The 12,892-nt window shown below is 41.9% G+C and carries 7 protein-coding genes; 1 reads left to right on the forward strand and 6 read right to left on the reverse strand.

Features of this window, described 5'->3' with window-relative positions:
* Nucleotides 1-85: 85 nt before the first annotated feature.
* Nucleotides 86-1,855 (forward strand): ATP-binding protein, encoded by a 1,770-nt coding sequence (locus D0T85_RS10180; RefSeq protein WP_163212907.1) that lies wholly within the window; start codon nt 86-88, stop codon nt 1,853-1,855.
* On the opposite strand, the gene D0T85_RS10185 is transcribed toward D0T85_RS10180, so the two are convergent.
* From D0T85_RS10185 to D0T85_RS10210, 6 genes are all read right to left on the reverse strand, one after another.
* A complete protein-coding gene (locus D0T85_RS10185; protein ID WP_370459950.1) occupies nt 1,845-3,077 on the reverse strand; it encodes a DUF6055 domain-containing protein in 1,233 nt (410 codons plus the stop codon). The two genes, D0T85_RS10180 and D0T85_RS10185, sit on opposite strands and share 11 nt — an antisense overlap.
* 608 nt (nt 3,078-3,685) lie before the next feature.
* Nucleotides 3,686-4,447: a helix-turn-helix domain-containing protein gene (locus D0T85_RS10190; protein WP_163212911.1), complete on the reverse strand. Its 762-nt coding sequence runs from the start codon at nt 4,445-4,447 to the stop codon at nt 3,686-3,688.
* A gap of 234 nt (nt 4,448-4,681) precedes the next feature.
* The gene (locus D0T85_RS10195; protein ID WP_163212913.1) at nt 4,682-7,030 is read right to left on the reverse strand and encodes a DUF6055 domain-containing protein; all 2,349 of its coding nucleotides are present in this window, start codon (nt 7,028-7,030) and stop codon (nt 4,682-4,684) included.
* Between the two features lie 69 nt (nt 7,031-7,099).
* On the reverse strand, nt 7,100-8,098 hold the full coding sequence (locus tag D0T85_RS10200; RefSeq protein ID WP_163212915.1) for a DUF4859 domain-containing protein: 999 nt from the start codon (nt 8,096-8,098) through the stop codon (nt 7,100-7,102).
* A 7-nt stretch (nt 8,099-8,105) separates the two neighbouring features.
* Nucleotides 8,106-9,788, reverse strand: coding sequence for a RagB/SusD family nutrient uptake outer membrane protein (locus tag D0T85_RS10205; RefSeq protein ID WP_163212917.1), 1,683 nt, complete (start codon nt 9,786-9,788; stop codon nt 8,106-8,108).
* A gap of 20 nt (nt 9,789-9,808) precedes the next feature.
* A complete protein-coding gene (locus tag D0T85_RS10210) occupies nt 9,809-12,835 on the reverse strand; it encodes a TonB-dependent receptor (protein WP_163212919.1) in 3,027 nt (1,008 codons plus the stop codon).
* Nucleotides 12,836-12,892: the final 57 nt, after the last annotated feature.

A 12,892-nucleotide genomic window follows, 5' to 3' on the forward strand; every position in this document is an offset into this window, starting at 1 on the left:
AAGCAATAAACTAAAAACACAAGCAAGTAGTTGTTTCCGAAAAAATTGTATCTTTGCCTATATACTCGAAAAAATTGTTGTTATTATGATATCGCAGCATGTAAAAAGCATTCCCTATGGAATAAGCGATTACGAACGCATTTCTCTCCGTAATTATTATTATGTAGACAAAACCCACTTTATTCCCCAGATAGAGCGATCGGTTTCTTATTTTTTCCTTATCCGTCCACGGCGGTTTGGAAAGAGTCTGCTGCTTAACATGCTCGATGCTTATTACGATATCAATAATGAAAGCGAAGACCGCTTTAAAGCCCTCTTTGGCGAGCGATGGATTTTCCAGAACCCTACCGACCTGCGGGCCAAGTTTCTGATTCTACGTTTCAACTTTTCGGGTGTAGACACACAGCCAGAGAATATGCAACGTACATTCGAGAGTCATTGCGCTTTTCAATTCAAGGAGTTTGCCGATCGTTACGAACGTTTCTTTGGTAATGAGTTTCGTAAAACACTAACTGAACTACCTACTGCTACCGACAAGTTGCAGTATGTAAACACCGAGTCTACCCGCTTGGGCTTGCGCATTTACCTCATCATTGACGAGTACGACAACTTTACCAACTCCATATTAGCCAACATTGGTACCAAAGCCTACAAAGACGCTACACATGGCGAAGGTTTTTACCGCTACTTTTTCAATGTACTCAAGCTCATTACTACTGGCAATGGCATGGCGTTGGAACGTATGTTTATCACTGGGGTAAGCCCTGTTACCTTGGACGATGTTACGTCTGGCTTTAACATCGGCACCAACTACACAACTGCCACTTGGTTTAATGGTTTGGTAGGATTCTCAGAACAGGAATTACGCACGATGCTCGAATATTATTATGGGCAAGGCGTGTTAACAATGACAGTAGACGAAATTGTAAAAGATATGAAACCTTGGTATGATAATTATTGCTTTGCTCTTCGCAGTCATGGCCAAGAATCAATGTACAACTCGGACATGGTACTTTATTATCTCAATTGGTTGATTGAGTCAGGCTTTCCTCCCGATGAAATGGTTGACAAGAATATCCGTACTGACTACAATAAGTTACACTATCTGATAAGAACTGACTACGAACTGGATGCTGGTTCAAACCTTTCCGTTATTCGCGAGATTATAGAAAAGGGCTATACCACAGGTGTGCTTAGTGATGGCTTTTCGGTAGATGAGATGCTGAAACCCGACAATTTCAAATCGCTGCTCTATTACTTTGGATTGGTTACAATAGTAGGAACCGAATTTGGAGATATCCAACTTGGTATTCCTAATCACACAGTACGCGAGCAGATGTATACATATCTGGTGAAAGGCCTTGTTGATGCCAATGCGTTCAGTCTTGACTTTTACGAACTTAACCGATTAATGAGAAATATGGCTTACCGTGGCGATTGGAAATCTGTATTTACTTACATCGGCACTGAGTTGAAGAAGCAAAGTCGCTTGCGTCAGTTTATGGATGGCGAAGCGCATGTAAAGACTTTCATACTGGCATATCTGGGCTTGACAAATTACTATCAGCTAATGCCCGAATATGAAATGGGTAAAGGCTATGCCGACTTTTACTTCCGTCCCAATCCCCGGCTTGTGGATATAGAATATGCCTATTTGCTGGAGGTGAAATATATAAAGCGTGCCGATGTTGCTATGACACGCTCTATGGAAGTGGAGGCTGGCGAACAGTTGTTGAAATATGCCTCGGACGAGATTGTAACTTCTACTATTGGTAACGCCAAGCTTAAATTAATAACTGTAGTGTTTTGCGGATGGGAAATCGTGTCAATGGTGGAAGAGGAATCTATAACTTAATCCTATACGGCCATTGAGCATCTTTCTCGTCGTGCCCGGGATTCATCCAGTGTTCCGTAGGTGCTCCCATTACTACCAGCCATAGGTGTGATAATTTAGAATCTTTGGGTGCTGTGAAACTGATACTGCCTTTCTTATCGCTGCTTGCAGCACCGTAAATAGATTCTCCATCTTCGGTAACGGCAACAAAACCATAACGCCAGCCTGCTTTATCAGCATTTATAATGTTATATCCTTTTGCATTTGTTTCTCCCTGAAATTCGACCTTAATGGTTTTTCCTTTTGGTGGAATGCTTAACGGAATAGCATTGAATCCATAGTTTTCCGGACAGTTGGATGCTGCAACCCGGTACCATCCTTTGGGTGTTGTTTCTTCCAACTCACACGTATATTGATTGGCATACGGACGGGTTTCTTTCCAAACACGTTCAAAGTCGAAGTTTATCAGGTGCCGATATGCATCGAACATTTCATCACAAAACTGTTCCTGATTAACTCCGGTTAGTTCCTTGTAAGTCATTACCGGGTCTTCCCCGATTTTACCCTTGCGGTATAGCTCTGCAATAAAAGGGAGTCCATGTTTTGTGCCCCAATATTCCAGAATATAGGGAGAGTGGTAGATGTTTGTAAGATGCAAATATGCATGATGTGTTTTCTTTGTAAACGCTTCCCAGTGATACTTCTCATCGGTTATCCATTCCGGGTTTACTTGCCAAAGCATCCATTGCGAAGTCATTTCAAAGAATCCGCAGCCGCCCCACGCATCGCCTTGTTGGTCGCAACCAATCTGTGCCTGAAAACTATGACCCAGTTCATGGGAAATACAGTTTAGTTTGTCGTCCTGTATGCGGTTGGGAGATACCCACAAGGCACCAATCTCATTGTCGTAATCACCGCCATAGGCAGTACCGTCCAGTGAGTAACTGATCATTACCATCATACGATATTTATCACACTTCGATCCCGGTTTAGAGAATTGCAAGGTATCGCGGAAGTATTGATAAAAATGTTCCAGTTTATTTTTCAGGTTGGTAAGGTTTACTTTCATATCGTGACCATCTAACTGGGGTGGGTTAGCGAGGTCTTTACCAAATCCTTTCTCCCAAAAGATAACGAAGTTTTCGGTATAGTCCATGCGGTGGTAACTCCATTGACTTTCGGGATCATTAAGATCCATTTTCTGAAGATCTTTAGGGATGTAAATGGCTTTGCCTGATGGCATAGAAACGTTGTTTGAGCAACCTGTGAGTAGTACAAGGATGCTGCAAAAGATGTAGGATAAAAGAATGTTCTTTTTCATGTTGTTTTAATTAGTTATTTATCAATTTTCGTCTGTTTTAAAGACTGTGTAAAAAGTGTGATCATTCATTTTTTCAAGTAACATAAGCCCGAAGGGCTTTAACTATGCATAACCCCGGGTGAGCAAAGCGTAACCCGGGGTAGGCTAACCCCACTCAAAACAGCCCTGAAAGGGTTGAACTCTTTCGGAGCTCAGAAAATCAAGGAGTTATACCCCGGGTTACGCTTTGCTCACCCGGGGTTATGCACATATTACCCCTGCCGGGGTAATTGCTTACAATTCGTAACTAAAGCAAAGAGCGATTGGGCTTTTACACATTCTTGAACTAACCTGCCACTTCGTGGCGAATGAGATCTTCCGAACATAACTAAGTTATACTCTGAGCTAAATCGAATGCACTCAGTGATTTAACTCCTTTAACTCCTTCCATTCTTAAAGAATACTCTAAAGTTTTCCAAAAGGAAATCTAAAGTTTCTTGCCCAAAACCTTAGACTATTATAGCTAAAAGTCCCTGCTTTTCTGCACTTGGTTATAACCATTTCTTATACCCGTGCTTTCTCCACCAACAGTAAAAACGCCTTTTGGCTTCACGTATGTTGGATATTGCATATATATCGCCCGTAACAATGATAAATCCAAGAAAATCATCGATAGAGTCGGGTGGTATACTATTATCAAGGTTTAAACGTTTAGCTGCGTATTTTAACCAGTTTTTATCAGTTAGCATTTTATCTCTTATTCTTAAATAAATCTCACACTCACTTTCTCCCCTTTGGGGGATTAAGGGGGAGAGTTTTATATAATTATGTTTTATATAGTCTGTCTCTTTTTTAGTAGTTACTACCTTTTTTGTTTGGGTAGTTTTTTCTTTCTTTGGTATAACCTCATTTTCTTTAGTAGTTATAACTAAATCTGAGTTGGTAGACACTAAATCTGAGTTGGTAGTTACTACTAAATTTGAGTCGGTAGACACTAAATCTGAGTTGGTAGTTACTTCGTTAACTTCTTCATCTACAGCAGTAAACGAGTATGAGCTTTTGGTGTGATCGGCTTTTCCTGACTGGAAACAAATAAGCCCTGCATTGATTAATGATAATCTTGCTTTTTGTAGAGTTGGTTCACTGATTGAAAGAATTTTGCACAAAGCTGCATTGGAGTAAGTAAAGCTTTTCGGCCATCTTTTGTTGTTGCAAATAGCCACTAGTTCATGATAGAGTGCTTGTGCGGTTACAGAAAATTTGTATTGTTTACGTGCACTTCGCATTTTGTGAATTAATGTGTATCCGTTCATCGTTTTTTATTTGTTTAAATTATGCACTAACCTGCATTATTCATACTCAAGAATGGAAGGAGTTAAAGGGAGTTATCAGGAGCTTTGCTCCTTAGGAGTTATAGCTCTCCTTCCATTCTGCAATATGAATAATTCAGGTTAAAATTACAGGTAATGCAAAAAGTAAACAAATATTTAAACATGAATGTGAGCACTGTTTGCAAACAGTGCTCAGAAAGTTATTTTGCTCAAGAATTACTCTACTATAAAGTTGAAGTTAAGCGTAGCTATATATTCTTGACCACCCTTGGTATAAACCAATTCAACTATCTGTGGATAGGTTTCTCCGGCAGTAATAGTTCCCGGCATAAAGCCTACTTCCATATCAGAGATTGTGTGTAGTTTGGTATAGGTACGTGCATTTTCTCCCCAACCTTGTGGCTCGCCAATTGCATTACACCAGAATCCACCTAGCTCACCTCCGCAGTTATCATCGTAGCTGTAGGAGCCATCGGTCAGTTTCAGGCGCATACAGATTTTTCCTTCAGCTAAACCTTCGGAACTGTGATGGAAAATCTCATCTATATCTTCGGGCATCAGACAGAAAGCATGACAAATGGCTGCATTGTCGTAATAAGCAATGTTGTAGCGAGCAAAGTCGTAACTCGATTCGGCAGTACCACGTACATTGATGGTCATTTTTACATGTTGAGGAGTAGCATTCGGGTCGAGCTCTATTTCAACCAGTTCGTTATAGCTGGCTACATCGGTACCACTTACTTTAATGCTGTAAGGCCATTGCTCGTCATCTGCTTCCAGGTCGTTCCAGTATTGACGATTGTATTCGCCGGGAGCGGCCATTATCACGAAGTAGAGTTCATTGGTACCTGCAGGTACGGTGAAAGAAGCTGTGCCTTTGGCTCCTTTAGTCATTGCCGAATAGGTTGGGGTACCATTTACTATGGCTACATAACCGTAACGGTAATCGGATGAAACATTGTCCGAAGCGTTATAATTCTTAGTCTTGGATACAGCCGCTCCATCTCCATCTACTTGTTGCCCCTTATCACCCTTAGCAAGAGCACTTCCGGGAGCAATGGCATTGATTGTGGTAGAAATCGTAGTACCAGAGGCAGGTACCTTCAGTTCAATAACATTAAATCCGGTGGTTCCGGGACAGCTTTCATAGCCTACTTGATATTCGAGGTCGCCTATCTTATATAAATCTGTACTATAATCTCCTTTCACAGAGCTGGGCACAGTTACCGGCTTATTCTCATTATTGGCGAACTTCAAATCAAAATACACCATGTGTGAAGCATAGTCGTAGAGATCGGCATAAAGGGTATTCAAATCATTATTGCAATAGATGCGCTGGTAAGTCTGCAAAGGATCCTCGGGGAATTCCGAATCGCGCCAAATACGTCCGTAAGCCTCTTTGCCATATTTCTCTACCCACACATGCTGTAACCAGTAGCTTGCATAGCGCATCCACTCATGGTTGAAGTGACGGTGATAATTCTTCTTAAACACGCTTAGGTGACCACCGAACATCTCTTCCGGATAATCCAACTGGGCTTGCCACTGTGCACCTTGTTCCCAGAAAGCACAACCTCCGGCTCCATCAGGACCAAATCCGTAACGGAATCCATGATGTAAGTCTGCCGGGTAACCTTGTTTGTTCACCTTGTCGGCATAAACCTGATATTGGAATGAGTGACCAATTTCGTGAGCGATAGTAGAACCTACAGGGTGACAAGTGGCCGGGTTTACCCAAAGCGCTCCAATCTTGTCATCGTAACCGGAACCTGTAGCCAACCATTCGTCTTGATAAATCAGATAAATTTGCATTTTGTAGTCGTCGAGCATTGATTTTCCTTCTCCAAGAACTGCCATACCAAGGGTGTTTATATTGGTAGCGAAGTATTGCTCAGCTTTTAAAAGCAGATCATCAATATCCACCCACATATTACTAGCTTGGTTTTCGGTTGAGTTAGGATCTTCACCAAACTCGGGCGACCAGAACACAAAGAAATGTTCCGACTGCTTCATGCGGTGCCACGAATAGTAGCTATCATGGCGCAATAAAGATTCCGGCCCGTTTTCAAAGTGAGGATTGCCGCTAGCAGGACATATATATTTATCGTAATCCTTAATATCAGCAGGATCAAGGTAGAGTACTTTATAGTGCTGGGCAATGGATATCGAGCTGGAAGATCCCTTTTCGGTAGATATGGTTACGGTAGCTGTACGAGAATTGGAGATATCCTCATTTTCCTTTAAAGTGACCGTAATAGTCAGTTCTTCCCCCGCTTCTCCACTTTCTGGCGAGATTGAAGCCCACTCGCAAGGATTCCCTTCGCTATCAATTATCGCAGCAGTCCATGCCATATCGGAATTGAAAGTGATTGTAGTGTTTTTTGTATCAGACTCCAAATTGTAATCGGCTGTACCGAATCCATCAATCGTACCCTTGTAACGAGGATCGTAGTCGGGCTTTGACTTAGACATGTCATCATCCTCGCAGCTTGCAAGCAATGACATCCCACCTACAGCTATCACAGAAACCATCAGGTGAATATAACGTCGGATATTGTATTTCATATTTCTAGTTTTAAGTAGTTATAGCATTGCTATTATGTTTTTGGCATAATAGCAATGCCTTGCTGATTATTATTCAAAAGTTGCAGTAATAAAGAACGACAGCATCTTTTCCCGGTCACTGCTTGCCACACCAAACTTCACCAAAAAGACCGTACCGGATGCAATGCCGGGAGCACGACCAATAGCAAAAGTAGCCGAGTCGTCGCCAATCCAAGGTTCAATAAAGTAAGAGAAACCACTGGCGCCCCATGTGCAAATTTCGTTGTTGTTGTTACACCAGTATCCGCCATTGTTGGCTGTCGACTCTCCATCCCACACATAAGCGTTCGTTTCTAAATTCATCATGTACAATTTGAGTGTACCATCGCTCAAGCCGCTTGTAAAATTAGCCACTGACGTACCAAACGTAAAGTCAATATTATCGGCCACATCATTGAAGTCAAGTTCATAAGCCTTATAATCACCTGCTGGGATTGTTACGTTTTTAAATACAAAACTGCGGTCGTAAATGGTGATAGCAAAAACAAAGCGAACACCAGTATTGTAGTTAGGACCATTAATGGCAAAACCAATTTCGATAGAGGATGCACCACCGGCATTTTCGTCGGCATAGAAGTTAAAGCAACGCGATGCAGGATCAAAGTCGAGTGCGCCATATAAGGCTTTGTCGTCGGCCTTGCACACATTACCAGACTTGTTAACATACCATCCGTATTTTTTTCCTTCTATATTGGCTTTTGCCTTGTTCCAAACATTTCGGGAGGGGTTAATGGGACATACCACCACTGTTCCTTTCTCAATGTTGGCAAGTAACTCATCAACCGTCATACCGAGCTTTTTCTGGATAACGTCTTCGTATAAGTCGATATTCAGTGATATGGGTGTAGCACTACCGGCTTGCATTTCATAAACACCGGATACTGTAGAAGCAGCATCACTCTTGACCGGCGGATTTTCATCGGGTCCATACACATGAGGTGTTGAAGCATCCTCATAATCATTGGAGCAGGCAGATGCCATAAACAAAGCACTGCATAGCATCAATGTATATATTAATTTTGTTTTCATAGTCTTCTTATTTTGTATAACCGGGGTTTTGAATTAATTTAAGATTTGCATCCAGATTATCTTTCAGGATAGGGAATATATCCAGATGGCGGTCGTTTGGATTGCTGTTAGCGCTCTTTCCGAACCATGATTTACCATTGAACACATTACATCCATTAGTCATTTTAAAACGTATCAAGTCTTGACGACGGTGGTGTTCATACACAAATTCCCAAGCAAGGTCATCGAGCAATCCACCAAGAATGATATCATCGCCTCCCTCGTGGGTTTCAATAACATTAATCTGGGTGAGGTTCTTGTCGTCATCGAGAACACCTTGTGTTTCGCGCAATCCATAATCATATACGCTACCTCCCTTGAGTTGTGCAACAGTACGAACAGCTTTTTCGGGATTGTCTTTAAATGCACGGCGACGAATCATTGTTACTATGTCGGCTGCATCCTGCTCGGTTTCACCGTTATAACCTCCCAAGCGAAGAAGACATTCAGCTTTAATGAAGTAAGCATCGGTAAGACGGAAGAAAGGAACATTATCATTACTTGTACCTATATCGCCAGGCTGAATTTCGTAAAGCCACAAGCGTGCACCTTGGTAATCGCCGGCACCCGGCTTTTCGATAGCCCAAACTTCGGGTGTTAAATTAACCTCTTTACCATTATCGTAAATGATGTTTCCTTGCGTATCTCTTTGTACTCCCCATTTCCATGTGTCGGCCTTGCGGGTATCAGCAGCATCGTAAGAATTGAAGAACTGGGGAACACAGGCACTACCATTCCATGGGTCGAATGTTACACCAAATACGTTTTTACACACAGCCGGGAACCATTTACAGAAGTGGTTGGTACCATGACCTGCATACTTATTGTCGTACATCAATTCAAAAATGTTTTCTTTACTTCCGGCTGCGGAGAATGGTTCGCGATAACTGGATGCAAGCGTGTAAACACCGTCATTAATTACTTCATTAACCTCATCGATAGCTAACCCATAGTATTTGTTGTCGGGCGAATCGGGAAACCAAGCATCGTGATTCAAATACATCTTGGCAAGCAACATACACGCTCCGTAATAGTTGATTTGTCCTTTTTCTGCTACTTTTGTTAGCAACGGCTTGGATTCTTTCACCTCTGTTACAATAAAATCATAGGTGAATTGAGGAGTTTCCTGTTCAGGCGAAAAACCATCGGGAACCTTTAGTGTTGTAGTAACTGGAATATTGCGCCACAAATCGAACAGTACGTAATAAAACAAGGCGCGGAATGTGCGCAATTCTGCCACTGCTTTTTCATTCTGGCTGATGGTTTCGTCATCGAGAAGTTGGTTACACGAGTTTATACCTTGATAACAAGAATACCATGGACGATAGAGGTGAGCAATTGTGGAATGAAACTCATGCTTGTGCAGCGACACATATTGAGCGCCCCAGCCACCGTAAGTACGATAAGGTGTCATAAGTAAATCCCCACACTCCTGACTGATGTCCTGGTATCCTTCCCAACCGTCGTACATATCACGAAGACGATCATATATCACACCATATTGTGCCTGTATTTCATTTTGGGAAAATTCATAACTTCCGTCTCCGGGAAGCTCTCCGAACACTTTTTCGTCAAGGTCGGTACAGCCGCAAAACGCCATCGAACTGGCAACAAGGATGCCAACTATATTTTTAAAAATGGAATGTTTCATAATCAAAATACTTTAATGAATTAGAATGTAACATTAAGCCCCACTGTAAACGAACGTACCGTAGGATACTTGTCGCGGTCATCTACACCGGCATACCAGAAGTTATTACTTCCGAGTTCAGGATCTGACCCTTTATACTTGGTGATTGTAAATACATTATCAATGCTACCGTAAAGTCTGATGTCTTTTATGTAAGCATTCTGCTTGATGCCGAATGTATAACCAAGAGTCATGTTAGTCAATTTGAAGTAATCTCCGTTTTCAATGTAATAGCTAGTCACCGCCTGCACTTGTTGCGCAGAAAGCGAACGGATGCCACCAATCTTATCGGCTGCCGATTTCAATTTGTTGTAAGCATGTGCATTGTTTTCATAAAACACACGTTGCTGATTAATAATCTTGAACCCGAATTGTCCGGTAGTTTGCAAAATGAGGTCAAAGTTCTTATATCTGAATGTATTGTTCCATCCCATAGATACTTTAGGAATACCGTTACCCATACGTTGATACCAACCGTCGCGGTCGTCACGCATCTCTTGGTAGAACTCGGCTGCTTGTCCTGTAAGGGGATTTTCGATCAAAAACAGACCAGTATCTTCTGATACTCCCACCGCCTTAAGCGAATAGATTTCACCAAAACTCTTACCTACCTCAACCTTGTGTGTATATTGTGACACCGGGTCGCCTACACCTCTCAACCATAGAACATTTTCTGTTTGGTACAAGTCATTAGACAGGCTCACCAGTTTATTTGTATTGTGTTGCAGTGTCAATGTAGAGTTCCATTCAAAGTCCTTTGTTTGAACAGGAATTCCGCGAACAAGTATTTCAATACCCGAATTGCGCATCTTACCTACGTTTGCCTTTGTTGAAGTATGTAAGTTGGGTGGGCTGGGTACCTGGTAATCATAGAGCATATCCGAAGTATTCTTGATGTAATAGTCTACTGTACCTCCCAAACGATCATTCAATACGCTCCAGTCTAAACCAACATTGAACTCTTTAGCCTTTTCCCACTTCAATTCGGGGTTCGGATTGGATATGGCTTTCAAACCTTTCGACCATTTGCCATCTCTGTAGTAATTACCTCCGCTAAATGTATAACGAACAATTGAGAGATAAGGGTCAGCAGGGATTACACCGGTAATACCATATCCGGCACGCAACTTAAGGTTAGACAACCAGTTGCTGGTGTTTTCCATAAAAGCCTCATTGTGCAGGTTCCATCCCAAAGATAAAGAAGGAAACGCACCCCACTTATGGTTAGCACCGAATTTCGAAGAACCTTCGTAGCGAATAGATGCCAGCACGTTATACCGATTATGATAACCATAGCTAACGCGACCAAAGAATCCGATAAGTTTGGATTGATTTTTTTCACTGGACATAGTAGCTTTTCCATCAGTAAGATATTCACCAGCTCCGATGTTGTTGTATCCGAAATAGTCGGTTGGGAAGTTGGCGTTCCACATACTAGCACCTTCGTATTCATTTTCCGACCAGCTATAACCCACCAAACCTTCCAAACGATGTACCTTGTTAAAGGTATTGTTGTATTTAGAAGTCAATTCCAGATAATCAGTCCGGTTATGAGAGTCGCCCAACGATGCTTCACCCGTACGATTGCCTATAGCCGTGGTTGTATGATATTTGGTTTTATATGCGCCGGACTTGCTGGTACTCTGGTGTGTGGCAATCATTAAATTGGTTTGCCAGCCTTTAATTGGCTCAAATGTGATGTTTCCGGTCATACGCGTGCTCTGCGATTTATTCTCGCCGGTATTTTCGTTTTGCAATGACACCGGGTTGTAATACTGTAACAGCGAACGTTCATTATAGGAACCATCTTCATTCCAAATCGGAGATGACGGGTTGCGGATAACCGCTTGACGGTATATGTAAACCGCATCATTGATTTCATACTTATAGTTGTCGGATACAAGATTCAAGTTTACCTTTAGCATATCGTTGAGCATCCAGTGGCTAAGGTCGAAAGACATACTCAAATCTTCATTGCCGGTTTTCTTCATTACACCTTCCGCCTCACGATAAGAAACATTTCCATAGTAGGAAGTTGATTTAGACCCGCCGGTTATACTAAAACTATGATTCTGCGTAACGGCTGTGCGGCTAACGGCTTTCAGCCAGTCAGTATCATACCCTTCGTCGTTGTACTGCGTTTTACCTGCACGTATATCCTTTGCAGTCATGAAATCTGCTTTTTTTGCCCAGTTGGAGAATGATACATAGCCTGAATAAGTGGCAGTAGCTTTCTGTTCGCGCAAACCTGTTTTGGTAGTAATTAATATAACACCACCTGCACCACGCGTACCGTAAATAGCGGCAGCAGAAGCATCCTTCAATACATCGATAGATGCAATGTTTTCCGTAGGTATAGTCTCAAGGCTACCGGGGACTCCATCTACCAGTACAAGCGGAGCAGCATTACCCGATACAGATACAATACCACGCAAACTGATTTCTGTTCCTGCGCCGGGGTCTCCCGAAGGTTTGGTTATTGTTAACCCTGCCACTTTACCTTTCATCAGTTCACCTGCATTGTGAAAGTTACCAACCAAGAAGTCTTCTGCCTTCACACTTGCAATCGCACTTGTTACATCTCCTTTTTTCTGGGTACCGTAACCAATTATCACTACTTCGTCAATAAGTTTGCTGTCTTCTTCCAGCGTAATGCTTAAATTGCTGTTGTTACCAACTGTAACTTCCTGTGTTTTATATCCAATATAAGAAATTACAATTACCGATTGATTGCTTCTGACGTTCAATCTGAAATTCCCGTTCAGGTCTGTAATCAAACCGTTTGTTGTTCCTTTCTCAAGAATGCTTACCCCAATCATGGGCTCCCCATCCTTGTCTTTAATAGTTCCCGTTACTGTAACAGTTTGCTGTACAATTTCGGTAGCATCTTTTGTTAAACTTGCAGATGTACTGGCAAGTATAGGACTTGCCCCCGCAGTAAGAAAAACAAATGTAGCAGCTCTCAGAATATTCCTCCTGAGTAGTGCATCAGAATAAAATAAATTCATGTTTTTCATTAGGTTTTAAATTAATATTAAGTTTTGTTGTGGCTAAACAAATGTTGT

Origin of the sequence: Bacteroides sp. 519 (genome assembly GCF_010500955.1) — a bacterium.
Lineage (GTDB): Bacteria > Bacteroidota > Bacteroidia > Bacteroidales > Bacteroidaceae > Bacteroides.